The organism is Methylocaldum sp. RMAD-M (genome assembly GCF_017832375.1).
Taxonomy (GTDB): Bacteria; Pseudomonadota; Gammaproteobacteria; order Methylococcales; family Methylococcaceae; genus Methylocaldum.
In genome coordinates this window covers 1-24,234 of the sequence record NZ_JAFIBZ010000021.1, presented here as the reverse complement: position 1 = coordinate 24,234, position 24,234 = coordinate 1, and the positions used below count along the sequence as shown (strand labels likewise).

Genomic DNA, 24,234 nt, shown 5'->3' with positions numbered 1-24,234 from the left:
AGAAACTCTTCCAACAAAGGAGATCATCACGATGACTCGATATGAGCCCTGGAGTCTTTTGAATCAGCTCCAAAGAGAGTTGGAGCGTTCATTCGAAGGCGCCCGCCCCGGTACCGACACCGCGGCCACCGCGGAATGGACTCCCGCCGTGGACATCAAAGAGGAGCCGGACCGCTATATCCTCTGGGCCGATCTTCCCGGCGTAAGCTCGGACAGCATCGATATCATGATGGAGAACGGCATACTGACGCTGAAAGGCGAGCGGCAAACCGAGGCTACAGTCCGCCGCGAAGGGCTGAAACGCGTCGAGCGGGTTTATGGGTCTTTTCATCGCCGCTTCTCGCTGCCGGATACGGCCGATGCAGAAGGCATCACGGCGCGCTGCAAAAACGGTGTACTGGAAATTTCCATACCGAAGAAAGCCGCCATACAGCCGAAGAAGATCAACGTGGTCGGCGAGAGTTAAAGAGTTAAGAAGAGGAGGGCAGCGCGGTTTCCGTTTTAGAGAAAAATCGTCGCCAAGCCATCCTCGCTTTCCGCAATTCGCGCTGGAGATGAGAGCCGAGCCTCACCGCATCCGTTCGGTTCTCGAAATGATGAACCTGACGGGGACGAGTTCCCGTCAGGTGTTCCCGAGTCCTTCGTCGAGCGTCACGCAGCCTGTGTCGCTAATCATCAAATGACTCCCGATCCTATTGGGGATTTTTCGAGGCTCTTTGCCGGCTCCTCTGCGGTTTCGCTTGTGCCTTCTGCGAATCGCTCCCTCTTTGTGTAGTCCGTCTTGCCGGACTTCTCGGTTTTTCTTTTGTGGTTGCCGATGCTGCTGCAATGTTTTCGGCAACGGCCGCTCCGGTAGTTGGGACGTGCTTTTCGGTTAAATCTAAACTGCTCTCAGGCCGATCCGCGACGCGAGCCAAGCGTTCGCCAAGTGCAAAAATAAAATAAACCAGTATCGAGAGTAGCAAGAGCGACATCAGAACGGGAGGCTCGACTAGGAGAAGAAAGGCAAACGTAACGATAAAGAGACTGGTTTGGATAGGATGATCCAATATGATGGCGAGCGATTTCTGCCAGTCAATGATGCGGGTTCCAGACTCCGGTTCCTTTACGGTATTCATGTCCGCACTCCGTTGACTGAGTTAGCGGCACTGGCGCCAGCGAACATGATTTCGGCGTAGCGGTGGTACGGCTCCATCATCGAGCCGTTACAAGCGGTTTTGTTGTCGCCGCACGATAGTGCGACGACCAAGCAATCGGTGATTTTTCCCATCGTCTTCTCCTCTTCAGTGAAAGAAGAACTTATTGAAGTAAGGTTAGGGGTGTTGCTCTAACTGGTGGAGCCCCAACTTTCGGTCAAGGCTGTTTTTCAGCGCTGGAGCCGGATACGAACGATTTTGCGCTGAAGAACATTGCCAGATAAACCAAGCCTGCGAGCAGCAAGAATCGGAGCAGCAGGGGCTCTCGTCCGAAGCTCAACAAAGCAAAATCCGTCACGAACAGGCTGGTCAGCAGCGGATAATTCAAAAAAACCTCTCCGTTCAGACGCTCGAAAATCGTCTTCAGGCTGACGCCTGACTTCGACCTAGGGGACGACAAATCGGACATATGTTTCTCCCGAAAATTAGCGATCCAAATACGGTTTGCATCGGGACCAACGGTGTATTCCAAAGTACTCAAATGTTATCGAGCCTACTTCTTGACGAATTCAGGGTTCTGATAAATGACCGTTGGAGTGAAGCTGGAACCCGGATACTTGGGATCTGCGTGGGTATCGGAGTGGCTATCGGCGGAAGAGTTTGAGTCTGTTTGGGCGATCAATTGGTGATCCTGATAAATCACCGAGGGTTTGAAGTGGTGCGCAGGATAACGAGAGTCCTCGTCGGAGAGGGCGCAGGGCGCCACGGTTATGAGTAGACTCGTACTCAAAACTAAGGTGCTGATTTTTCGCATGTGCAGTTCCTCCTCGAAATTTTTCTTATGTGTCAAAACTGAATGTTACCCTCAGCCGAGGGTAGTACTTCGGGTTTTGCATGGCCGCGCATTATAGCAACCAGGTGAATAGTGTGTTGCGCGCAATTGAAGATTATCTTGTAAGCACCGAATGATAACAACGTTGTTTTTAGATCGAATTACGATGCGAAAGTGTTGGTGAGCCGTTTCGATGCCTATTCGCGTCGTAGAGCGCGTTCAACCTTCGCGTCGGCGGCCACGACTGAACCGGACTCATGGTGGACATGTCTTCAAGCGGTCGCGCTCAATCCCAGATCGCTGCCCCGTTGCTCTCTATAACCTGCCGGAAAAACGATGCGCTGGCTTTGGGAGTCCTCTTCTGAGTGCGGTAATCGACATGTACTAAGCCGAACCGCTTGGAAAAACCGCAGGCCCATTCGAAATTGTCGAGCAGAGACCAGGCGAAATAGCCTTTCAAATTAGCGCCCTCCCGAATGGCTTCATGCGCCGCGCGGAGATGGGTCCGAAAATAGTCGATTCGGCGCAGGTCTTCTAGATATCCTTTCGCCGGTGCCGGATCGGCAAAAGCGGCCCCGTTTTCGGTGATATACAGCGGGATATCGCCGTAGCGCCTTGTTACCCAGAGCAGGCAGGATTTCAACCCGGCCGGAAATACCTCCCAATTCATTTCCGTATGTTCGGCGTTCGTTTGCGGTACTGGCGCGGCATAGAAAGGCGGCGAGGACGGGGCGCTGCGGACTACCGACCGGGTGTAGTAATTGATGCCGAGAAAATCGATGGGTTCCCGTATCAGCTTTAGATCGCTTTCAGGAAAACGGGGCCAATCGCGTCCGAATATATCGGAAAGTTCGTCGGGATACGCGCCGAGGAAAACGGGGTCGAGAAATTGCCGGTTCATATAGGCATGGGTTCTCGCCATGGCGGCCGCATCCTCGGGATCGTTCGAGGCGGCATACTTGGGCTCAAGGTTTACCACCAAACCGATTTGGCCTTTGCCGTCTGCGCGAAAGGCTTGTACCGCTTGAGCATGACCGCGCAGCAGATTGTGAGCCGCCAGCGGCGTTTTTTCGAGCGACTTGAGACCCGGCGGATGGACGCCGTGCATGTAACCGGCATCTACGATCACCCAGGGTTCGTTGAGCGTGGTCCAATGCCGAACCCTGTCTTCCAAGGCTTGGAACATCAGATGAGCGTAGTCGGCGAACCAATGAGCCGCGTCCCGGTTGGCCCATCCGCCGAGATCATCCAGCGCCGTCGGGAGGTCCCAGTGATGCAGCGTCACGAACGGCTCGATGCCGTTTGCGATCAGCGCGTCCGCGAGATTACGGTAGAAGTCCAAACCTTTCTCATTCGGTTTTCCGCGTCCGTTCGGCAGTACGCGGCTCCAGGCGATACTGAAGCGGTAAGCCTTGAGGCCCAGTTCCTTCATGAGCTTCACGTCGTCCGCCCAGCGCCGATAGTGGTCGCAAGCGAGGTCGCCGGTGTCCCCGTTGAGAATTGCCCCCGGTACACGGCAAAAACGATGCCAGTTGCTGGGGCCTGCGCCGTCAGCCAAAGGCGAGCCTTCGATCTGATAGGCGGAGGTGGCTGCACCCCAGATAAAATCGGCTGGAAACTGAAGGTTATCCATCATGTCTTCTCAATGAATTAGCGTTTCGGCGGCGGCTTTCTCGTTTTGGTTGCGCTCCATCCTTGAAAATAGCTGTTATTTCCACCCGATTCGCTGCTAGGCCGCCTTATCAAAGGGTCATAGTCTAAGGATTTTACAGAAGATGAGCTTTAAGAAAGCTATGAAACAATCGCGCTCCGCGCTTTTCGCATATTTCGACCATTGTTCAGGAGCGCGTGTTTACAAAGTTTTCGGGAATATCGAAGATACCCCGGTAACATGAGCACCTTTATTCTGAACTTACAGAGTTCCGATCAGTTCGAGCGTATCGAAGACGTGGAAAGCTTCGTCGCAGAGGACGCTACCGGCAGCTTCGGGTTGCGTGCCCATCACGAGCGCTTCATGACCGCCCTTGTGTTCGGTCTCGCCCGCTACCGGTGCGAGGGCGGGCCCTGGCAGTATTTGGCGCTGCCGGGCGCCTTGGCCTACTTCGTCGATAATCAGCTTTTCATCAATACCAGGCGCTACATCCGCGATTCCGATTACAATCGCATCACCGAAGCGCTAACGGAACAACTGTTGAAAGAAGAAGAAACACTTGCGGGCCTTAAACAAAGCCTGCGCCGGTTGGAAGAGGAAATGCTGAAGCGTTTGCTGGAAATCGAGCGGGGGCGATGATATGGATGAGCAGGAAAAATTGCGCCGTTCGATCGAACGGCAGGCGAAGCGTATGGAGCAGGCCGAGCGGGACCGTTCGACGCTATTATCCCAGACGGCCTTTCTCGGCGTGTTGGCACTGCTGCTGGTCATACCCGTAATTTTGGGCGCTTATCTGGGGCGGTGGCTGGATAGCCTATCCAAGGGTTATTCCATTCATTGGACGGTCAGTCTCATCATTATCGGGGTGATTGTCGGCATTTTTAACGTGTATCTGTTCGTACGCGAGCATTGACTGTGGAGCAAGCTGAGCTCATTGCCTTATTGTCGTTCGATGTCGGTCCAGTCCATATCGGGCCGACTGTAATCACCACATGGTTGTTGATGCTTTTTTTGGGCGTTTTTTCCTGGCTTGCCACCCGCAGACTGAGCGTCGATAAGCCGTCCGGGCTGCAAGCGATGCTGGAAGGCGTGATCGGCTTGATGGAGCAGGCTATTCAGGCGGTGACGCCCGCCCACGGAGTGGAACTGCTGCCGTTCATCGGCACGCTCTGGATCTATCTTGTAGTAGCCAACCTTGCCGGTTTAATTCCGGGGCTCGGTTCTCCCACGGCCAACTTGTCCCAGACGGCAGCTCTGGCGTTTTTGGTGTTTTTTTCCGTGCATTGGTACGGGGTGAAAACCAGCGGCTGGAGATATTTGCGTCATTATCTCGCGCCCACGCCGCTAATGTTGCCGTTTCACCTTTTGAGCGAGATTTCCCGAACAATCGCGCTAGCCGTGCGTTTATTCGGCAATATCATGAGTATTGAACTTGCGGTGCTTTTGGTACTGTTGGTGGCCGGTTTCTTGGCGCCCGTACCCTTGCTCTTGTTGCACATCGTGGAAGCACTCGTGCAGGCGTATATTTTCGGAATGCTGGCACTGATTTACATTGCCGGCGCGCTTCAAACACAGCAGCTACAAGAGAAGGAGTAATGCATGCGCGATATGACTTGGTTTGTCGTCTTGTCCACAGTCGGCGCGGCGCTGGCCATTGGTTTGGGCGTAGTGGCTCCGGGTATCGCAATGGGCAAGGCGATTTCCCAAGCGCTCGAGGCACTGGCACGACAGCCGGAGGCGGAGAAAGCGATTACCCGCACGCTATTTATCGGGCTTGCCATGATCGAATCTTTGGCTATCTACGTGCTGGTCGTAGTATTGATCATTTTGTTCCGCAACCCGCTGCTGGAATATTTACTGAGATAAGGCCGTCTAATGAGCTTCGATTGGACGACCTTCGTACTGGAATTCGTCAATTTCATCGTTCTGGTATGGATACTTCGACGTTTTCTCTATCGCCCCGTCAGAGATGTCATCCAAGCCCGTCAACGGAAGATAGAGGAGCAGCTGAGGCTTGCGGATCAGGCGCGTCTGGAGGCGCTGGCGGCCAAGGAGGCCTGCGAACGCAACATCGCGAATTGGGAAAAGGAAAAGGACTTGGCGAGAAGCGAATTGGAGAAAGAGATCGCTGCGGAACGCCAGCGTCTTTTAGAGAAGCTCGCAGAGGAGCAATCGGATCGGCGCGCGAAGGAGCGAGCTCAAGAAGAACGGGAACGACAAGAGTGGATGCGGACGACGGAGCAGCAGGCGGTCGAGTTGGGTAGTCGATTTGCAGTGAAGCTTCTGGAGCGCTTGGCTTCGGCGGAATTGGAAGCAAGGCTCATATCCATGGCTTTGAGCGATCTTAGGAAACTGCCGAAAGCAGAGCTCGAAAAATTAAGGGCGGCGATGGCGGACGATGCTCTCGAGGTATCGAGCGCATATCCGCTGGACCCGGATCGACAAATGGCTTTAGCGGAAGCGATCGGACAAACCGCCGGAACCGGGGTCAAACCGATCTTCAAAGAGGATCCCTCATTGTTGGCGGGGGTTCGTATACATGCCGGTTCCTGGATCTTATCCGCCAATCTCCGTGACGAGCTGAAATTCTTCCAAGATGTCTCTACCCGCCACGCTGCGTAACGGCTTGTTACTCGCACGTTTGACCGAGGAAGTCGACCGCTACCGATTCGGTCTGCGCCTCGAAGAATACGGGCGGGTGCTCTCGGTCGGCGACGGCATCGCCTGGATCAGCGGTTTGCCGTCCGCTGCGATGGATGAGCTTTTGTTGTTCGAGGACGGCAGCCGCGGTTTGGTTTTTCATCTCGGCAATCAGCGGCTGGGCGCGATTCTGCTGGAACAAACGGTCCGCCTGGCCTCAGGGTCGCCGGTTTATCTCACGGGTCAGCGCCTATCTCTGAGAGTCGGCGACGGCCTGGTCGGCAGGGTAATCGATCCTTTGGGCAAACCTCTGGATGGTCAGCCGGCCCCGGAGCTTAATCTATGCCGGGAGCTCGATGTCTCTTCTCCGCCGATCATCGCGAGAGATTTCGTCGATCGGCCGCTTTATACCGGCACCAAGATTATCGATGCCATGATTCCCCTGGGACGCGGACAGCGGCAGTTGATCATCGGCGATAACGGAGTCGGAAAAACGTCACTCGCGCTGGACGTCGTGCTCAATCAGCGCGATCAGGACGTATTGTGCGTTTACGTGCTTATTGGCCAGAAGCGGTCCGATACGATCAGCGCCATCGATTTGTTGCGGCGCTACGGTGCGCTGGCCTACACCACAGTGGTTGTGGCGGAGGCCAGCGATTCCCCGGGGTTGAAATACCTGGCACCGTTTGCCGGCTGCGCCGTGGCCGAGCATTGGATGTGGCACGGCAGGGACACCTTGGTTGTTTATGACGATCTTTCCACCCATGCGCGTGCCTACCGCGAGCTGTCCTTGCTGCTGCGCCGACCGCCCGGCCGGGAAGCGTATCCGGGCGATATTTTCTTTCTGCACTCGCGCCTGTTGGAGCGCTCGACCTGTCTTGCACCGGCCCATGGCGGGGGCAGCATGACCGCCTTGCCTATCGTCGAAACCGAGCAGGGGGAAATTGCCGCTTACATCCCGACTAATCTGATCTCGATCACGGATGGCCAGATTTATCTGGATCGTCGCTTATTCGGCAGCGGATTTCTTCCGGCCATCGATATCACCCGGTCGGTTTCCCGCATCGGAGGACGTGCGCAGCATCCGCGCATCAAGGAAGAGGCTGCGCGCATGAAACTCGACTATCTACAGTTTCTGGAACTCGAGACGTTCACGCGGTTCGGGTCCAAGCTCGAGGCATCCATGGAAGAGAAAATTCGGCGCGGGCAGGTGCTGCGCGAGGTTTTGAAGCAAGAGCGGTTGGTACCGTTATCGCCGGAGTTCCAGCTGGCTTGGATGATGGCGTATAACACGGGGCGACTCGACAATCCGGATTCAGTTTCGGTTCGACAAAAACTGGAGGACTTGGCAAATGGGTTGCAGCGCTTTCCCATCGATTTGTCGGCCAGCCGGGAAGAGTGGCATCAATGGCTGGATCGTCGCCTGAGCGGATCGGGTAATTGAACGGATGAGTCGGCGAGCGGAAATCGAACACCGTTTACGGCGGCTGGACGAGATCTCGGACATTATGACCGCCATGAAAACGCTGGCGTTGATCGAGACTCGCAAGTTCAACCGGTTCATGGGGCATCAGCGGCGTTTGATCCAGAGTATCGAAGCCGCTACCTCGGATTTCCTGGCTTTTCACCCGGCCTTTCGGAGCGGCGTCAGGCAAAGGGAAGCTGAGTCGCATGTGCTTATTCTGATCGGATCGGAACGCGGGTTTTGTGGCGATTTCAATGAGGCGATTATGGCTGCCTTGGCCGCATTGCCGCCGATTCGGCCGAGGTTGGTGGTGGTTGGGCGGCGGCTTGCGAGCAAGCTGCAAGCTCGCCGCGACCTTGAAGCGTGGCTGGATGGACCCAATGTTGCCGAGGAAGTGCGCGCGGTCCTGAACGAGTTGATGACGACGTTACATCGGCTGTGGGCGGAGTCGGCGCAGTGGAAGCGATTGAGCGTTCTTTCCCACGACTCCGAAGGCGGCGTCGCTTCCCATGTTCTTTTGCCGATAATGCCGGCCGAAGAACCGGTATTCGCTTATCCGCCACGGCTAAATCTCGATCCGGCCCTGTTTTTTGCCGAATTGACCGAGCATTACCTGTTCGCCAAGCTCCCGGGCTTGTTCTACGCCTCGCTGATGGCGGAGAACCGTCAGCGCTTGGAGCATATGGAAAACGCCTTGCGCCGGATGGACACCAAAATCCAGGATCTTCGCCGCAAGAGCAACGCGCTGCGCCAGGAAGAGATCGTCGAGGAAATCGAAATTATTTTACTGAGCGCCGAATCGCTGCTAAGCAATCAGATCTGAAAAAAGCTTCGGTTTTCCATAACCGTTTTTGTCACGATGCACAATAACAAGACGATTTTGATTACTGGCTGTTCCTCCGGTATTGGGCTGTGCGCCGCCCGAGGACTGCGGCAACGCGGTTATCGAGTATTTGCCACCGCCCGGAAGGAAAGCGACGTGAAACAATTGTGCGCCGAGGGCTTCGAAGCGTTCCGGCTCGATCTTGCGGATTCCCGTTCCATCGGGTTAGCCTTGGAGCAGGTGCTACGGAGTACGGGCGGCTATCTGTATGCGGTGTTCAACAACGGCGCCTACGGCCAGCCGGGGGCGGTGGAGGACTTGAGCCGCGAGGCGCTGCGAGAGCAATTCGAAACCAATCTGTTCGGGACGCACGAACTGACCGCGCTGGTGTTGCCGGTGATGCGGAAGCAGGGATATGGGCGCATCATCCAGAACAGCTCCGTGCTCGGGTTCGCCGCCATGGCGTACCGAGGCGCCTACAACTCGAGCAAGTATGCTTTGGAGGGACTATCGGATACGCTGCGCTTGGAGCTGGCGGGTACCGGGATTTTCGTTTCCCTGGTCGAACCCGGACCGATTGTGAGCCGATTTCGGGACAACGCTCTGGCCATGTACAAGAAAAACATCGACAGCGCGCGGAGCGTTCATCGTGAGAAATACTTGGCCATGGAGTCGCGGTTGGCCAAGGAAGGGCCTGCCGTGCCGTTTACCCTCGGACCGGAAGCCGTACTCAAAGCCGTCATCCACGCGCTTGAAGCAAAAAGACCGAAAGCCCGTTATTACGTCACGTTTCCCACTTATTTGTTCGGATTTCTGAAAAGAATTTTGCCGGATCGATCGCTCGACTGGGTGTTGCGGCGAGCAGGTTGAATCCGCCGTCGGCGCATGCCGGGCGTGAGTCCAACTACCGTTTTCGTTTCCTTGCCGGAGTAGCTTGCTCATGATGAAAACCTATATTTTGTCGGCGGGTGTCGTAATCGTGCGCATCTATCCCGCAGAGCCGCGTTATCTGTTGCTCCGCGCGTTCCAATATTGGGATTTCCCGAAAGGCGTGGTGGAAGAGGGCGAAGACCCTTTGGCCGCGGCGCAGCGCGAAGTATTCGAGGAAACGGCCTTGACAGAACTGAACTTCCGCTGGGGCAAGGGTTATCTGGAAACACCGCCTTACGGTGCCGGCAAGATCGCTCGATACTATCTGGCCGAATCTCCCGGCGGAGAGGTGCATTTACCCGTCAATCCGCTACTGGGCAAACCGGAGCATGACGAGTTTCGATGGGTGACATTCGAAGAAGCGGATAAGCTGCTCGGACCTCGTCTCAGGCCGATTTTGAACTGGGCCGATTGGCTCGTCACGCGCGAAAGGCAGGACGGCTAATCATTTTTGGGCTAAACATTACGGTCGGAACCAGGCGAGTTTCTCCCGTAACCTGACGACGCTTCCGATGATGAGCAGCGTCGGGGCCTTGACGCCGGAGCGACTCACGATTTCCGGCAAGGTTTTCAAGGTTCCGGTAAAAACCGACTGATGCTGAGTGGTCCCTTGTTGGATGAGAGCGGCAGGAAGGTCGGCCGGACACCCATGTTGAATCAAACGCGAGCAAATCTCCGGCAATCCTTGAAGACCCATGTAAAAGACCAGCGTCTGTCCTGGTCGGGACAACTGGTTCCACTCGATGTCGATGAGTCGGCCGTCTTTCATATGGCCGGTCAGGAAAGTACAGGATTGGGCGTGATCGCGATGGGTCAGCGGTATACCCGCATAGGCGGCGCAGCCGGAAGCGGCCGTAATTCCCGGGGTTACTTGGAATGGTACCCCTTCGTTCATCAGGGTTTCGATTTCCTCTCCACCGCGTCCGAAAATGAACGGATCTCCGCCTTTGAGACGGACGACCCGTTTGCCCGCTTTTGCGAGATCGGTTAGAAGCCTATTGATTTCGGCCTGAGGGAGCGTGTGCCGGTTGCGCTGTTTGCCCGCGTAAATCTTTTCGGCGTCGCGCCGGACAAGCTGAAGAATTTCGGGGGAAACGAGGCGATCGTAAACCACTACGTCGGCTTCCTGCATCAGGCGCAGCGCCCGGATGGTTAATAAATCCGGGTCGCCCGGTCCGGCACCGACCAAGTAGACCATACCGGAATGCGCGCTTTCGTTGCCTGAAGTCTCGGCTGTAATGGCTTGTTCCAGGTGTTCGGTCGCTTGTTCGTCCCTTCCGGCGAAAACCAGTTCGGCGATCGGGCCGGAGAGAACGTTCTCCCAAAACCTGCGGCGTATTTGCGGATCCTTGATCGCTTGCTTGACACGGGTCCGGAAATCAGCTGCGATCCTGGCCAAGCGGCCGTAGGCCGGCGGTATCAGCGATTCGATTCGCATTCGGAGAATCCGAGCCAGGACGGGCGAGGTGCCACCCGAGGACACCGCGGCAATGATCGGGGAGCGGTCGATAATAGCCGGGAAGATAAACGTGCAGAGAGAAGGTTGGTCGACGACGTTTACGAGAATGTTGTGTGTCCTTGCCGCCTCGGCGACCTGTGCGTTAAGGATGGCATCGTCGGTCGCCGCCACGATTAGCCTAAAGCCGCGTACGTCCTGAGGTTGGAATACCTTGGGAATTAGAGTTACGCATCCGGAGTCCCGCAGTTTTAGCACCAAATCGTGAAATGTTGGAGCCAACACGCTGACTTGCCCGCCGGCTTGAAACAGAGTTTCGGCCTTGCGGGCGGCGACCGGCCCGCCTCCCACAATCAGACAAGGTTCATTCTTAAGATTGAGAAATATGGGCAAATAATCCATGTCGTGTGGTTTTGCTAAAATGGCCCGGTTCTCACGGGCTTTCGAACGGGTATCGGTGAATGGTGCAAGTCGATTTTGAAATAGACACCTCAGGATTGATGTGTCCTCTGCCGCTCTTACGATTAAAAAAAGCTTTGCAGTCGATGGAAACCGGTCAGGTAATCCGAGTCCTGGCCACCGATCCGGCCTCTGTTCTGGACTTTGGAGTTTTTCTGGAGCAGGCTGGACATCAAATGTTGGACCAGAGGGAGGAAACCGGCGTTTTCTTTTACTTGATCCGCAAGGCTTGATGCGTTCTTTTCAGTCGCCTGGCATGGTCTTCCGGACAGGAACCGTTGCGGAGACTTATAACCGGCCAGCTGTTCCGGGCGGCAAATGTCTCAAGCTTCTCATCAGGATCCACGGCAACGGGGAAGCCTACGAGCGAAAGCAGCGGCAGATCGTTGTGTGAGTCGCTGTAAAACCAGCTATTCGCCAGGTCGTGATCGTTCTCCCCTAACCATTCTTTCAAACGTTGCACCTTGCCTTCACGAAAACACGGAGTGCCCACGAATCGGCCGGTGTAATGGCCGTTCTCGAGTTCCGGTGTCGTAGCGATGAGATGTTCGACGCCGTAAAGCCGGGCGATCGGCTCGGTCACGAAGCGATTGGTAGCGGTGATAATGATCGGGACATCGCCCGCGCGGCGGTGTTTTTCAATGAGTGCCGTGGCAGCCGGCAATAATATCGGTCTGATTTTCTCTTCAATAAAGGCGGCACGCCATCCGTGCAGAGCATCAAGCTGATTGTCGGCCAAAGGGCTTAAGGCGAACTCCAGAAACTCGACGATATCGAGCGTACCGTTCTTGTAATCCTCGTAAAACCGGGCATTGGCCTCGTCGTAATGCTTTCGGTCCACGATTCCCTTCTCGACCAGAAATTGCCCCCACAGATAGTCGCTATCGCCACCTAAAAGGGTGTTATCAAGGTCAAATATTGCCAGACTCACGCGTTTCCTTTAAATTCGATTCGAATGCTTGCGCAGAAAGTAAAAAGCTAAAAAGGATCAACTGAGTGCTGCAAAGCCGTAAGCAAGTCTCAACGGCGACGCTCGGATATCGGTCAGATCCAGCAGGCTGGGATTATATCACCGAGGACAGTAGTAGGATTTAACTCTAACCATGATCGACGCGGATGGTTATCGCCTAAACGTGGGTATCGTTTTGTGTAATAACGATGGCCGTGTGTTCTGGGCAAGGCGGGTCGGCATGCGTTCCTGGCAGTTTCCCCAAGGCGGTATAAAATTAAATGAAGCGCCGGAAGCTGCAATGTACAGAGAATTGTATGAGGAAGTCGGGCTGAAGAAGCACGATGTGCAACTCATCGGACGAACCCGAGATTGGTTGCGTTACGATCTTCCTGAACGTTATATCCGAAAACATTCATTTCCGCTTTGCATAGGGCAGAAGCAGCTCTGGTATATCCTGCGGTTGTCCAGCGAGGAGTCCAAGATTCGCTTGGATTGTAGCGAAAGACCGGAATTTGATGCGTGGTGTTGGGTTGATTATTGGTACCCGGTGAGTGATGTAGTGTATTTCAAACGACAAGTCTATCGTCAAGCATTAACGGAACTGGGAAATTATCTGACGCCTGGAACAGTTTCAACCAGTCCTGCTGATTCGTTGGCCGCTGGCCGAAAAACCTAGCGCCGCGAAAACCGATTTTGAACTTCCCGCTTTTGGAGTCTACGCGCTATTTTCCGTTTGTCGCGCGTTTCATTACGCTAGCCATTTTTCTATTCACTTCCAAAACGGCGGCTTCACAAGCCGTAGTTGTACACCCGAATGCTCCCGTTTCCGAAATCAGCCAACAGGAGGCTAGGGCATTATTCACAATGTCACAGCGTTCATGGCGGGACGGAACTCCTGTAGTCGTGTTCGTACTGCCGGACAGCAGCCCAATCCACAAAGAGTTTTGCAAGAAACATCTAGGAATGTTTGCACACCAGCTCAGACAAACCTGGGATCGCAAAGTGTTTTCCGGTACCGGACAAGCCCCCGAAACTGTATCAACTGTCGAGGAAATGCGCACGTTGATTTCGAAGACACCCGGAGCAATTGGCTACCTACCCGATGCGGAAATCGACCGCAGTGTACGCTCGATTACCATTCGTGAAGGCACCCAATGACAAGTTTATTCCGTCCCAAGAAGGTCCGGTTTACGGTCGTTTCGCTAATTTTTTGTAGCTGCCATAACGCGTTTGCCGATTGGAAAGATACTTTCCAATACCACGGCTTTATTAGCCAAAACTTTGTTTTGACCTCCGAAAATAATTTTTACGGAGACAGTAAAGACGGAAGTTTGGACTTTACCGAGGCTGGGTTTAACGTCTCATTGCGTCCATTGAGCCGCTTGGGTTTGGCGGCCCAAGTGTTATACCGTCGCGCCGGAGAGTTGGAAGATGAAGAGGTGCGGTTGGATTACGGCGTACTTGATTTTACGGCTTTCGAAACTGCAGAGACCCGCGCTGGACTGCGTTTGGGGCGGGTAAAAAACCCGCTTGGATTATATAACGAGACTCGTGACGTAGCTTTTACTCGTCCTTCCATCTTTTTGCCGCAGAGTATTTATTTCGACCGTACTCGCAACTTTGCACTTTCGTCGGACGGAGGCCAAGCATACGGTGAGTATGAAAGTCCTATCGGCGCATTTTCATTAAGGATGAATGTCGGAGTGCCGACGGTCGACAAGTCTCTGGAGGCATCGATGCTTGGCAGGAATAGGCCAGGTGAATTCAACGGAAATCTATCTTATCTCGGTCAGCTTCTCTACGAATACCAGAGCGGTCTCATTCGTCTCGCATTTACCGCTGCCTCGGCACGTGCGGGCTACGACTCGGGCCAAAACGATTTTTTTTCCAATGGGGATGTTCGGTTTCAGCCGTATGTCCTTTCGGCACAGTACAATGGCGAGCGTCTATCGTTAACTGGTGAATATGCATTACGCAATACCCGCCTGAAACATTTTGGCCCATTGCTTCCGAACACGGCTGCGACGGGAGAAAGTTACTATGTTCAGGGCACATATCGCCTCACCGACGAAATCGAGATGATGGTTCGTTATGATGTACTTTATCAAGATATCAATGATCGTTACGGCGAAAAGTACGAACAGCGAACCGGTAGGCCAGGCTCCAGTCGCTTCGCTAAGGATTGGACGGTCGGTCTGCGTTGGGACATTACCCCAAACTGGATGGCGCGGGCGGAGTATCATCGTGTACACGGCACCGGCTGGCTTGCGGACACGGAGAATCCGGATCCACAAAAACTCGACCCGGACTGGGATTTATTCGCGCTGGAACTTTCCTTTCGCTTTTAGCAGTTCAATGCAAACCAGTAATGCCGTCAATATCCTTTTGACGTGAACTCCAGACCTGCCGGCATCTCAGCGAGCCGTTCCACGCCGGTATCTATCGTTCCGTCGGCGTAAAGCTCAATCCAGCGGTAGCCTGGAGGAGCCCAATCGAGGGCAAAATCCGGACTTAGGGGTTTGAACTGAAAGCAGGTTGAAGGGGAGGCGAGTAGACGCAGCCGTCCGTATACCTCGTCCATTGCTTGATGTACGTGGCCGAATACGACGACTCGAGCGTGAGGGTATTTCTGAGTTATCGTCAAAAACTCGTCCGCATTTTCCAGCACCATGGTATCCATCCACAGGCTGCCGCTGGGGATAGGGTGATGGTGAAGCGCGATAAGGGCATAACGGTCGGAGTGTTCGGTCAGCGAAATTTCGAGTAAGCGAAGCTGTTCATCTGACAAGCGCCCGTTAGGCTTGCCGCTGATGGTGCTGTCCAGACAAATGATCTGCCATTTGTCCAGGAGTATCTGCGGGCTGACATGAACATTCTCGGACGGCAAAAGTTCTGACATGAGCCGAGGATCGTCATGATTACCCGGAAGGCAGTAGCAGTGGACATCCAAGGCGGTAAGCCGTTGTTTAAGCCGTTGATAACTTGAAACACACGGGTCCTGAACCAGGTCGCCCGTCAGGAGAGCCAGATCCGGTCGCCAAGGGGTCTGGTTGGCGCGTTCGACAACAGCCGCAAAACTCAGCTCGGTTTCCACCCCAAGCAATGTTTGGCCTTGTTCGGCAAGAAAGTGAAAGTCGGTGATGTGGAGGATACGCGCGACCACGGTTTTTCGGCTTGACGGCGCATCCGTGCCCCCGATGTGCCCGGCGCTGCTCATCTGAATCTCGGCCGCTTGGGCACGCCGTTGGGTACGGACGCAGGCACTATTTTCACTGATAAGAATGAAGCCACGGCATTGTCGGACAGAAGAAATGCGCCGTATGAAGTATGCTCACCGGTTAATGACAGCGTTGTTGCGCAATTAATAGTGTAAGAGTGAATGGACGGAGTATCGTTCCAATTTATCCCGTCCTTTCAGCTCATCGAGCTCCACGACAAACGCGCAACCGACGATTTCCGCGCCCAAAGACTCGACCAGCTCGCAGCTGGCTTTAGCCGTGCCACCGGTAGCCAACAGATCGTCTACCAAGAGAACCTTGTCTTCGGGACCCAACGCATCGATATGCACCTCGAGCGCAGCGGATCCATATTCGAGGTCGTAACTAATGGTTTGCACGTCATAAGGGAGTTTTCCGGGTTTTCGAAGAGGGATGAACCCTACGCCCAACTCCCAGGCGACCAACGAGCCAAAAATAAAGCCGCGCGCTTCCATGCCGGCGACCGCAGTGATTTCCCGGCCGAGGTATGGGTGCAACAAATGGTGCACCGCCAACCTCAATGTGACCGGATCCTTGACTAGAGGCGTGATGTCCTTGAAGAGAATGCCCGGCTTTGGAAAATCCGGAATATCCCGGATGGCCGCTTTGAGCTTTTCCATATCATAGGCCTCGCGTGGCCACCGTAACACGGGGCGAAGCCGGCTTCAGGGCATCGAGGTTTCCCACGTACTGCTCGATGGTTTCCGTGATGCCATCGGAATCCAGGCCGCAAAGCGCCAGTAATTCTTCGCGACTGCCCTGATCGAGAAATTGGTCCGGCAGACCGAGATTGAGTACGGGAACGTAACATTGGCGAGATTGCAGTAGTTCATTGACGCCGCTGCCGGCCCCTCCGGCGATGGCATTGTCTTCGACCGTCACGAATATTTCATGAGTCTTCGCCAATTCCAGAATCAGCGCTTCGTCCAGCGGTTTCACGAAACGCATGTTAACCACGGTAGCGTCAATCCTTTCTCCGGCTTCGATCGAGGGGGCGAGCAAAGTCCCGAACGCGAGGATCGCGATCCTTTTGCCGCGACGCCGGATTTCACCTTTACCTATCGGAAGAGCGGTCATTTCATCGACAACCGAAACGCCGGGACCTTTGCCTCGAGGATAACGGACAGCAGCGGGACCATTATGCTGGAATCCGGTGAAAAGCATCTGCCGGCACTCGTTTTCGTCGGCCGGCGCCATGATCACCATATTCGGAATGCAGCGCATGAAGCTTATGTCGAAACTTCCGGCGTGAGTCGGTCCATCGGGGCCAACCAGCCCGGCGCGATCGATGGCGAACAGGACGGGCAAATTCTGAAGCGCCACGTCGTGTATGAGTTGATCATAGGCACGCTGCAAGAAGGTCGAATAAATCGCAACTACCGGCTTGTAACCTTCGCAGGCCTGGCCGGCGGCCAAGGTTACCGCGTGTTGCTCGGCGATCCCGACATCGAAATAACGGTCCGGAAACCGAGTCGAGAATTCCACGAGCCCGGAGCCCTCCCGCATGGCAGGCGTGATACCGAGCAGGCGACTATCCCTTGCCGCCATGTCGCACAGCCATTGTCCGAATACTTCGGTGAAGCTCGGGCTTCCCGGTTTGGACTTCGGCAAATGATCTTTGCTGAGATCGAAGGAGGAAACGCCGTGGTAAGCGACCGGGTCTTTCTCGGCCGGTAAATACCCTTTGCCCTTCTTGGTGACGACATGTAAAAACCGGGGACCGGGCAAATCCCGCAAATTACGCAAGGTCGGAATCAACGTATCGAGATTATGGCCATCGACCGGCCCGATATAGTTGAAACCCAATTCTTCGAACAAGGTCCCAGGGGCGACCATGCCTTTGACGTGCTCTTCGGCGCGGCGCGCGAGCTCCCATACGCTGGGCATGCTTCGCATCAGAATCTGCTTGCTGCCCTGCCGCACCGTCGAATAGAACTTGCTGGAGAGAAGTCTTGCCAGATAATTATTGAGCGCTCCAACATTGGGCGATATGGACATCTCGTTGTCGTTGAGGACGACGAGTAGATTGGCGTCTAGCACGCCGGCATGGTTAAGCGCTTCGAACGCCATGCCGCCCGTCAAGCCGCCATCGCCGATGATAGCAACGGCATGAGTGTCGCGCTTACGAAGCGACGCGGCAATCGCCATTCCGAGCGCCGCGCTGATCGATGTGCTCGAGTGACCGACGCCGAAACAGTCGTAAGGGCTTTCATCCCGATTCGGAAATGCGGAGAGTCCGTTCTTCTTGCGAATGGAAAGCAACCTTTCGCGGCGGCCGGTCAAGATCTTGTGGGGATAAGCCTGGTGGCCCACATCCCAAACCAGCTTGTCTTCAGGAGTGTCGAAGACATAGTGCAACGCGATGGTGAGTTCGACAGCACCCAATCCGGCTGCCAAATGACCGCCCGACTGACTTACGCTATCCAGCAAAAAAGCGCGCAGTTCCTCAGCGAGTTGAGGTAATTGATCTTCGGGTAGGGCGCGTAAGTCCGCGGGACTGCCGACGGTTTGTAGGAGAGGGTATTCGTTGGCTTTATTCATTGATGTTGTGAGGCTTCAAACCAGGCTTATTCGCGGGTAAAAGATGATCCTGAATCAGGCATGAGCCGACCAATTATGAAACTCGAAGTTTTAGCTTTCAAGGATAGTTTGTTCTGCGGATGCCGTTTCAAGGAAGCGATATAGCTTTCGCCGTAAGGGCTTAGGCGCGCCGTTCGATAATGAAAAGCGACAGCGCACGCAGGATTTCGCCCTCGGCACCAAGACCGGATAACGTGTCCAAAGCCTCTTCATGCAGCTCGCGCGCCTTTTGCTTCGCGCCCGCCAATCCCAAAAGTGCGGGGTAATTGGGCTTGTTATTGTCCCGGTCTTTGCCTTGGGTCTTGCCCAAAGTCTGGGTATCGCTTTCTTCATCCAAGACGTCGTCCTGAATTTGGAATGCCAGGCCGATGCACTTGGCGTAATGGTCCAGTTTTTCGGCGATGTCACCATCGAGCGACGGATTCGCCAGAGTCGCCAGTTTGACGCTGGCGCGAATCAGGGCTCCCGTCTTTCGAATGTGCATATTCTCCAAGCTCGGCAGATCCAGAGTTTTTCCAACCGAATCGAGGTCTATGGCTTGACCGCCGACCATGCCGAACGATCCGCTCGCCGTTGCTAAGGTCTCGATCATCGCAAGCCGGCTACCGGCAGGCACCGCAATGGACGGATCGTGGGACAGAACGTGAAAAGCCAGCGCTTGCAGGGCATCTCCTGCCAGGATCGCCGTTGCTTCATCGAATGCGATGTGGCAGGTCGGTTTGCCGCGCCTCAGATCGTCATCGTCCATGGCGGGCAAATCGTCGTGGATCAGCGAATAGACGTGGATGAATTCCACGGCGCAGGCGGGGCCATCGAGGCATTCCCAGGGAACGCCGACGGCTTGCCCGGTCGCATACGTCAACAAAGGACGCAGTCTTTTTCCGCCTCCCAAGACGGAATAGCGCATCGCTTGATGCAAACGCTCGGGCATTCGGCTTGCCGCCGGCAGCCTGAGATCCAAGGCCGATTCTGCCCGTGCCTGGCAGATCTGCATGAAGTGATTCAAATCGGTTTCAAGATTCATCGGCAAAGGGCTTTAAGGTAGGTTCTCCGTTTTCTTCCAGCAAAATCTGGACCTTTTGTTCAGCTTCTTTCAAAGCTTTTTGGCAGAAACGGGTCAATTGAACCCCGCGCTCGAACAGCTTTAGCGATTCCTCCAAGGGAAGGCTGCCTTGTTCCATACGCTCGATCAATTGCTCCAGTTCGGCCAGGGCCTCTTCGAAATTCAGGTTCTTTTTGGCCATATCGGCGTATCCGACGGACGATTCCAACGCTTCGATTGAGAGCGAACGGCCATTATCTCAGATGTTGGAACTTGATAAAAATAGTCGGATTTTCGTTCTATCGCTCGACTGATTCGCATAGAGTGACGAAAGGGAGGTCAAAAAACGTCCTATCGATCCGAATTGGCCGCTTTCGAGACTACTAGCCGACGCTTACAGGGGTGTCGCTTAGACCGCCCCATTCGGTCCATGAACCATCGTAGACGGCGACGGATTCACGACCGAGACAATACAAGCCGAGAGCGAGTACCGATGCGGTTACGCCTGTTCCGCATGTGGTGACGATCGGCTTCTCGAAATCGGTGCCGGCATCCTCGAACTCTTTTCGGATCTCGGCAGCGGGCTTCAAACACTGCGTCGACTCGTCGACCAGCCTCTTGAAGAAAAGGTTCTTGCTTCCGGGAATATGGCCCGACCGAATGCCGGGACGAGGTTCGGGTTCCCTACCGGCGAATCGCCCAGGCGAGCGGGCATCGATTATTTGCGTCGCGGTGCTGCCGATCAGTGCTTTCATTTCGTCGAGATTCCGGACCAAGCTAGGGTCGAACGTGGTCTTGAACGGTCGGGTTTCGGCGGTGACGCGGCTTGTATCGACGGGGAATCCCTTCGCTTTCCAGTTTTCCAGTCCGCCATCCAGAACCGACACTCGATCATGGCCGAACACGCGGAAGGTCCACCAGACTCGGGCCGAAGCCATGAAGCTGTTGTTGTCGTAAACGACGACATGGGTCTGATTAGCGATGCCCAGTTGACCGACCGATGCGGCAAAGAACTCGGGGGAGGGCAGCATGTGCGGCAGCGAATTGCCTTGGTCGGCAACGGCGTCGATATCGAAGAATCGGGCTCCCGGAATATGCGCAGCGAAATATTCCTGCTCTGCATCGCGCCCTTGGTTGGGAAGGAAAAATGTGGCATCGAGTATGACGATGTCGGAGGTATGAAGGTGCTTAGCGAGCCATTCCGCACTGACCAGGGGAGATTGCAGGTCTTTTTCCATGATTGGGTCTCTATCCTCTAAGAAGCAAGCAGGTTAACGAGCACCTGCTCGTAAACCTTTGAAAGCTTGTCGATATCCTCGATACGTACGTGTTCGTTGACTTTGTGAATGCTGCCGTTGATCGGTCCCAGTTCGACGACCTGTGCTCCCGTCGGCGCGACGAAACGCCCGTCGGAGGTGCCGCCGCCGGTGTCCGGACTTGCGCGTCGCATAAGAACTGTTTCAAGCGCCTTTTGCGTGGCCTCGATCAGTTCCGGTTGGGTCGTCAGGAAGGGCGCGCCGGATAGCCGCCAGTTCAGCTCGTACCGCAAACCGTGTTTGTCCAAGATGGCGTGAACGCGCTGTTTTATCTGATCCTCCGTCAATGCCGTCGAAAAACGGAAGTTGAACAGGACCTCGAGCCGTCCCGGAATCACGTTTTCGGCGCCGGTTCCGGCCTGAATATTAGATATCTGGAAACTGGTGGGCGGAAAATACTCGTTGCCTTGGTCCCAGACCTCGCTGGTCAACTCCGACAAGGCGGGCGCGAATCGATGAATCGGATTTTCCGCTTTGTCCGGGTAAGCCACGTGGCCTTGCACGCCGAATATGCGCAGGACGCCGCATAGCGATCCGCGGCGACCGATACGGATCACGTCCCCTAGCGAAACGAAACTGGAGGGCTCGCCGATGAGACACCAGTCGATTTTTTCATCCCGATTCTTCAACGTTTCGATGACTTTGACCACACCGTTCGTCGCCGCGCCTTCCTCGTCACTGGTGAGAAGCAGGGCAATCGAGCCTTTATGATTGGGGTACCTGCTGACGAATCGCGTCAGCGCCGTGGTCATGGCGGCGATGCCGCTTTTCATATCCGCCGCGCCTCTTCCGTAGAGCTGACCGTCGCGAATAGTGGGTTCGAAGGGCGGCGAGTTCCAGTCCTCCGAAGGACCCGCGGGCACTACATCGGTATGGCCCAGAAAACAGAGCAAGGGTGCCGATTCGCCTCGCCTCAGCCAGATGTTTCTTGTATCGGCGAAATTGAGCCACTCGGTTTTGAAACCATAGGGCTCCAGCTTGGCAGCGATCAAATCCATGCAGCCTGCATCGTCGGGCGTAACCGAAGGGCGCCGAATCAGCTCGACGGTCAAATCCAAGGTATCGCTCATAGTGTCTTTTCGTACTGCTCCGGCGAAAATCCGCTCAAAATTTTATTGTTTGCTTTCAATACCGGCCGCTTGATCAGTGTCGGGAGCCGAACCATCAATTGCAGCGCTTTTTCGCGGTTTAGATCCAGCCGGTCGGCATCGGAGAGTTGGCGCCAAGTTGTGCTCCGTCGGTTAAGGAGCAATTCCCACCCGAGAGCGCGTTCGATGTCTTCGAGGACGGATAACTCCAATCCGTCCTCCCGGAAATCGTGGAAACGGTAGATTAGGCCGCGCGCATCTAGCCAGGCGCGCGCCTTCTTGCATGTATCGCAGTTTCGAATGCCGTAGAGAACAATCATGGGTCGAACTCGATATCTTCGATACTGGAAATTCGAGGCTCCTTACGGCCGTCCGATTCGACCAGATACAAGGGCTCCTTGCGGACAGCCGAAGCAATGCTTTGTTTGATTTCCATTGCGTCGTAAAACGGTCCGGCTTCGATTCGCACCAAAGGCAGACCAGCGGCGTCGCAGACCGCTCTTAAGGGATCAGCCGGTGTTGCGGCGGTTCGCTTTCCGGATACGGAATGTTCGTAAAGTTCCAAAGCGCAAGCGACGGATAGATCGGTTTTACCGCACAGGACAAAATCGAAACATCGGTCGCCAACTTGCTCGAAGGCTTTTCTTGCGCCATCGCTTGCACCTTCGTCGCGTTGGGAAATGAGCTCGATTACGGGAATTTTGCCAAAAATTTCATAGTCGTCGCCGACGGCCTGTTTTAGGGCGAAAAAGAAAACCCGTTCTTCGGACGAAAACAGAAAATCCTCTCTGCGATATGCGGATTTTCGTGCCTTTTCGGACGATCTCGACGAGCTTCGGACGAACAGCAGCAAGGCAGCAAGAGCGGCGATCCCGACAAGAATCAACCAATTCATTCATTTTCTCCAAAACGCCGTGTTCCCCAAGAGCGGATCTCGTCGGAAAAGCGCCGGGCACCCATCCATCGAAAAGAGCAGCAAATGCTGGAAAGGACAACTCGGCTCGAATATTTACCAGGGAGCTGGTAGACGATGATTGTTTAGTTTGCCGCGCATTATACCGAAAGCGGTTACCTCGTGTGACAGGTCGAAACAGGCAGCGATCCAGCTTGTCCAAGCAGAAGATCTCGATGCGGTGGAAAGAGCTGCAGTCGACCCGTCCTTATCCTTTGCGACTCGCACGAGCTACCGGCCGGGGTGCGAAAAAATAAGTTTCAAAGGATTTTTGCGAAACTTGACGGAATCGAGGCGGGAATTCTGTCTATATAGGCAAGAGAGACTTTCTACGTGAAGCCGCGCGGGTTTTATGGAACTGTTCCGGCAAAAAGAGACCCGACATTTCTGCCGGGTCTCTTGCCGCATGCACTGATGTTGGAGGCACAGTTAGAGCGGCAATAGCAGGGTAGCGCATAAGAGGAATTTTACGCAAGCCGTGCAAATACCCTGAAAGTCGAAAGTCTCTCATGCCTATTGGAACTCGGTTCGAGCGGCGTCGTTTTTTGTGCTCTGTAAGCCGGGTCACGAGGCCGAAGATTGAGCTTATTGGCTTTTTTCGATCCGCGCATTCTGCTCATAAAAGAGGATGGATGCTCTCAGTTCAAAATCAAAGAGCGATTGTCTAGTCGAGACACATCGTTTGCGCTCGGTGCCGCCGGGATATTTCCTACGCCCGACGGACGTCTCTCTCAATCCAAGCGAAAGGAGGCAATAATGGCGTATCGAACACTGGTAGTTCTCGCGAGTGTTGTAACGCTTTCCGCGAGCGTTGCAGTCACGGAGGCTCAGGAGCGGAGCCAGCAACGTTCGCAAACACAGGAACAAATCTATGGCAAGCAATTGATGACAGAGCAAGAGCGTGCCGAATATCGCGATAGAATGCGCGGCGCTAAGACGGCTGAAGAGCGCGAGCAAATTCGCAAGGAGCACCATGAGCGTATGAAGGAGCGCGCCAAGGAGCGCGGAGTGACCATTCCCGACGAGCCTCCGACCGGAAGAGGTGGCGGTATGGGGCCGGGCGGAGGAGGAATGGGCCCCGGGGGTGGCCGTAACCGCTAGCGATAGTTCGCGTAGAAATTATCCTGCACCGGCCCCGCTCAAGGGGCCGGGGGATTGCGACAATCTCTTGAAGACGCAGGAGGCGACGATCGAGGGCTGTTCCGCGCGAATAGGGCATTAGCGGAGGGCGCGCGGCGCTACTGCGATCCTTCAAATCGGAAACCGTGTCTCGGAGAGCGCCGGCGCCGCTCTTTCAATCGCAAACGAGCCTTTCTGCTGGCGCCCAAGCTCCTGCTTGGTGCCTTATCGCCTTATCCGAGAAGCTCTAGCTTTTTCCCGTAGCCGCTGCTAATCGAGACGCACGGGCTTGTCAACATGGGTTCTCCAACGGTCGTTTAGGAACCAGCGCACAGCACTTGAATCGTGTCTCTTCTCGACGCCTGGAATATGGCGTGGCCACCTTTTTCCTCGCGGTGGAAACCCGGCCGGATGACCGGACATCGCTGAGGCCGGGCATCTTTTCCCGCCGGTGGGGCCGTCAGCTGCCCGGTCCGGGTTCGGCCTTGTTGAGGAGGGTGCCGAGGAGGGGGGTGGTGTTGAGGTGGGCGAGGGCC

Annotated in this window: 31 protein-coding genes; 15 read left to right on the top strand and 16 right to left on the bottom strand. The window is 55.0% G+C overall.

The genetic code is table 11. The features are described from left to right. The first annotated feature begins 25 nt into the window (after nt 1-25). The gene (locus tag JOD69_RS17465) at nt 26-466 is read left to right on the top strand and encodes an Hsp20/alpha crystallin family protein (RefSeq protein ID WP_086134600.1); all 441 of its coding nucleotides are present in this window, start codon (nt 26-28) and stop codon (nt 464-466) included. Between the two features lie 226 nt (nt 467-692). On the opposite strand, the gene JOD69_RS17460 is transcribed toward JOD69_RS17465, so the two are convergent. From JOD69_RS17460 to JOD69_RS17440, 5 genes are all read right to left on the bottom strand, one after another. Then, on the bottom strand, nt 693-1,118 hold the full coding sequence (locus JOD69_RS17460) for a hypothetical protein (RefSeq protein ID WP_086134601.1): 426 nt from the start codon (nt 1,116-1,118) through the stop codon (nt 693-695). Then, a complete protein-coding gene (locus JOD69_RS17455) occupies nt 1,115-1,270 on the bottom strand; it encodes a hypothetical protein (RefSeq protein ID WP_156881766.1) in 156 nt (51 codons plus the stop codon). Before JOD69_RS17455 ends, JOD69_RS17460 begins: the two co-directional genes overlap by 4 nt. 83 nt (nt 1,271-1,353) lie before the next feature. Beyond that, complete coding sequence (locus JOD69_RS17450; RefSeq protein WP_077731344.1) at nt 1,354-1,605, bottom strand: hypothetical protein; 252 nt, start codon at nt 1,603-1,605, stop codon at nt 1,354-1,356. 84 nt (nt 1,606-1,689) lie between these two features. Continuing rightward, on the bottom strand, nt 1,690-1,986 hold the full coding sequence (locus JOD69_RS17445; RefSeq protein WP_210024087.1) for a hypothetical protein: 297 nt from the start codon (nt 1,984-1,986) through the stop codon (nt 1,690-1,692). 268 nt (nt 1,987-2,254) lie between these two features. Continuing rightward, nucleotides 2,255-3,604, bottom strand: a complete 1,350-nt coding sequence (locus tag JOD69_RS17440; protein WP_240507027.1) for a GH1 family beta-glucosidase — start codon at nt 3,602-3,604, stop codon at nt 2,255-2,257. 255 nt (nt 3,605-3,859) lie between these two features. Here JOD69_RS17440 and JOD69_RS17435 point away from each other — a divergent pair, with 255 nt between their 5' ends. The 9 genes from JOD69_RS17435 to JOD69_RS17395 all read left to right on the top strand — a co-directional run bounded on the left by JOD69_RS17435 (nt 3,860) and on the right by JOD69_RS17395 (nt 9,922). After that, a complete protein-coding gene (locus JOD69_RS17435; protein WP_077731342.1) occupies nt 3,860-4,258 on the top strand; it encodes a F0F1 ATP synthase subunit epsilon in 399 nt (132 codons plus the stop codon). A gap of 1 nt (nt 4,259) precedes the next feature. Continuing rightward, nucleotides 4,260-4,532 carry an AtpZ/AtpI family protein gene (locus JOD69_RS17430; protein ID WP_077731341.1) on the top strand — a complete coding sequence of 91 codons (273 nt, stop codon included), beginning with the start codon at nt 4,260-4,262 and terminating at the stop codon, nt 4,530-4,532. Nucleotides 4,533-4,534: 2 nt separating this feature from the next. Continuing rightward, nucleotides 4,535-5,215 (top strand): F0F1 ATP synthase subunit A, encoded by a 681-nt coding sequence (locus JOD69_RS17425; protein ID WP_077731340.1) that lies wholly within the window; start codon nt 4,535-4,537, stop codon nt 5,213-5,215. Between the two features lie 3 nt (nt 5,216-5,218). Then, nucleotides 5,219-5,485 (top strand): F0F1 ATP synthase subunit C, encoded by a 267-nt coding sequence (locus tag JOD69_RS17420; protein WP_086134602.1) that lies wholly within the window; start codon nt 5,219-5,221, stop codon nt 5,483-5,485. 9 nt (nt 5,486-5,494) lie between these two features. After that, nucleotides 5,495-6,241: a F0F1 ATP synthase subunit delta gene (locus tag JOD69_RS17415; RefSeq protein WP_086134603.1), complete on the top strand. Its 747-nt coding sequence runs from the start codon at nt 5,495-5,497 to the stop codon at nt 6,239-6,241. Further along, nucleotides 6,216-7,703, top strand: a complete 1,488-nt coding sequence (locus JOD69_RS17410) for a F0F1 ATP synthase subunit alpha (protein WP_086134604.1) — start codon at nt 6,216-6,218, stop codon at nt 7,701-7,703. The genes JOD69_RS17415 and JOD69_RS17410 overlap by 26 nt, the downstream gene beginning before the upstream one ends. Before the next feature lie 4 nt (nt 7,704-7,707). Continuing rightward, nucleotides 7,708-8,547, top strand: a complete 840-nt coding sequence (locus JOD69_RS17405; RefSeq protein ID WP_086134605.1) for a FoF1 ATP synthase subunit gamma — start codon at nt 7,708-7,710, stop codon at nt 8,545-8,547. A 36-nt stretch (nt 8,548-8,583) separates the two neighbouring features. Then, entirely contained in the window at nt 8,584-9,417 is an 834-nt protein-coding gene (locus JOD69_RS17400) for an SDR family oxidoreductase (RefSeq protein WP_077731335.1), read from the top strand. A 70-nt stretch (nt 9,418-9,487) separates the two neighbouring features. Continuing rightward, a complete protein-coding gene (locus tag JOD69_RS17395; protein ID WP_086134606.1) occupies nt 9,488-9,922 on the top strand; it encodes a bis(5'-nucleosyl)-tetraphosphatase in 435 nt (144 codons plus the stop codon). An 18-nt stretch (nt 9,923-9,940) separates the two neighbouring features. Here the strand turns inward: JOD69_RS17395 and cysG are convergent, their stop codons facing one another. After that, nucleotides 9,941-11,335 (bottom strand): siroheme synthase CysG, encoded by a 1,395-nt coding sequence (cysG, locus tag JOD69_RS17390; RefSeq protein ID WP_086134607.1) that lies wholly within the window; start codon nt 11,333-11,335, stop codon nt 9,941-9,943. A 59-nt stretch (nt 11,336-11,394) separates the two neighbouring features. Between cysG and JOD69_RS17385 the strand changes: the two genes are divergently transcribed. Continuing rightward, on the top strand, nt 11,395-11,625 hold the full coding sequence (locus tag JOD69_RS17385) for a sulfurtransferase TusA family protein (RefSeq protein ID WP_077731333.1): 231 nt from the start codon (nt 11,395-11,397) through the stop codon (nt 11,623-11,625). Here the strand turns inward: JOD69_RS17385 and JOD69_RS17380 are convergent. Next, nucleotides 11,604-12,323: an HAD family hydrolase gene (locus JOD69_RS17380; RefSeq protein WP_086134608.1), complete on the bottom strand. Its 720-nt coding sequence runs from the start codon at nt 12,321-12,323 to the stop codon at nt 11,604-11,606. The genes JOD69_RS17385 and JOD69_RS17380 overlap by 22 nt on opposite strands. Nucleotides 12,324-12,495: 172 nt before the next feature. Here JOD69_RS17380 and JOD69_RS17375 point away from each other — a divergent pair, with 172 nt between their 5' ends. The 3 genes from JOD69_RS17375 to JOD69_RS17365 are packed head-to-tail and all read left to right on the top strand — an operon-like array spanning nt 12,496 to nt 14,692. After that, the gene (locus JOD69_RS17375; protein ID WP_077731331.1) at nt 12,496-13,020 is read left to right on the top strand and encodes an RNA pyrophosphohydrolase; all 525 of its coding nucleotides are present in this window, start codon (nt 12,496-12,498) and stop codon (nt 13,018-13,020) included. 17 nt (nt 13,021-13,037) lie between these two features. Further along, the gene (locus JOD69_RS24780; RefSeq protein ID WP_086134609.1) at nt 13,038-13,502 is read left to right on the top strand and encodes a hypothetical protein; all 465 of its coding nucleotides are present in this window, start codon (nt 13,038-13,040) and stop codon (nt 13,500-13,502) included. After that, a complete protein-coding gene (locus tag JOD69_RS17365) occupies nt 13,499-14,692 on the top strand; it encodes a hypothetical protein (protein WP_205781093.1) in 1,194 nt (397 codons plus the stop codon). The genes JOD69_RS24780 and JOD69_RS17365 overlap by 4 nt, the downstream gene beginning before the upstream one ends. Before the next feature lie 26 nt (nt 14,693-14,718). Here JOD69_RS17365 and cpdA read toward each other — a convergent pair whose 3' ends face one another. From cpdA to JOD69_RS17320, 9 genes are all read right to left on the bottom strand, one after another. After that, nucleotides 14,719-15,561 carry a 3',5'-cyclic-AMP phosphodiesterase gene (gene cpdA / locus JOD69_RS17360; RefSeq protein WP_086134610.1) on the bottom strand — a complete coding sequence of 281 codons (843 nt, stop codon included), beginning with the start codon at nt 15,559-15,561 and terminating at the stop codon, nt 14,719-14,721. Nucleotides 15,562-15,705: 144 nt separating this feature from the next. Next, nucleotides 15,706-16,221 carry an adenine phosphoribosyltransferase gene (locus JOD69_RS17355; RefSeq protein ID WP_077731328.1) on the bottom strand — a complete coding sequence of 172 codons (516 nt, stop codon included), beginning with the start codon at nt 16,219-16,221 and terminating at the stop codon, nt 15,706-15,708. A gap of 1 nt (nt 16,222) precedes the next feature. Further along, the gene (dxs, locus tag JOD69_RS17350) at nt 16,223-18,142 is read right to left on the bottom strand and encodes a 1-deoxy-D-xylulose-5-phosphate synthase (protein WP_086134611.1); all 1,920 of its coding nucleotides are present in this window, start codon (nt 18,140-18,142) and stop codon (nt 16,223-16,225) included. 160 nt (nt 18,143-18,302) lie between these two features. Beyond that, nucleotides 18,303-19,205 carry a (2E,6E)-farnesyl diphosphate synthase gene (gene ispA / locus JOD69_RS17345; RefSeq protein WP_077731326.1) on the bottom strand — a complete coding sequence of 301 codons (903 nt, stop codon included), beginning with the start codon at nt 19,203-19,205 and terminating at the stop codon, nt 18,303-18,305. Then, nucleotides 19,195-19,425: an exodeoxyribonuclease VII small subunit gene (locus JOD69_RS17340; RefSeq protein WP_077731325.1), complete on the bottom strand. Its 231-nt coding sequence runs from the start codon at nt 19,423-19,425 to the stop codon at nt 19,195-19,197. The genes ispA and JOD69_RS17340 overlap by 11 nt, the downstream gene beginning before the upstream one ends. Nucleotides 19,426-19,606: 181 nt before the next feature. After that, nucleotides 19,607-20,461 (bottom strand): 3-mercaptopyruvate sulfurtransferase, encoded by an 855-nt coding sequence (gene sseA / locus JOD69_RS17335; RefSeq protein ID WP_077731324.1) that lies wholly within the window; start codon nt 20,459-20,461, stop codon nt 19,607-19,609. Nucleotides 20,462-20,478: 17 nt separating this feature from the next. Then, nucleotides 20,479-21,609, bottom strand: coding sequence for a succinyl-diaminopimelate desuccinylase (dapE, locus tag JOD69_RS17330; RefSeq protein ID WP_077731323.1), 1,131 nt, complete (start codon nt 21,607-21,609; stop codon nt 20,479-20,481). After that, nucleotides 21,606-21,947 carry an ArsC family reductase gene (locus JOD69_RS17325; RefSeq protein WP_077731322.1) on the bottom strand — a complete coding sequence of 114 codons (342 nt, stop codon included), beginning with the start codon at nt 21,945-21,947 and terminating at the stop codon, nt 21,606-21,608. The genes dapE and JOD69_RS17325 overlap by 4 nt, the downstream gene beginning before the upstream one ends. Continuing rightward, on the bottom strand, nt 21,944-22,522 hold the full coding sequence (locus JOD69_RS17320; protein ID WP_077731321.1) for a DUF2726 domain-containing protein: 579 nt from the start codon (nt 22,520-22,522) through the stop codon (nt 21,944-21,946). Before JOD69_RS17320 ends, JOD69_RS17325 begins: the two co-directional genes overlap by 4 nt. 813 nt (nt 22,523-23,335) lie before the next feature. Between JOD69_RS17320 and JOD69_RS17315 the strand changes: the two genes are divergently transcribed. Then, the gene (locus JOD69_RS17315; protein ID WP_077731409.1) at nt 23,336-23,680 is read left to right on the top strand and encodes a hypothetical protein; all 345 of its coding nucleotides are present in this window, start codon (nt 23,336-23,338) and stop codon (nt 23,678-23,680) included. Nucleotides 23,681-24,234 lie beyond the last annotated feature (554 nt).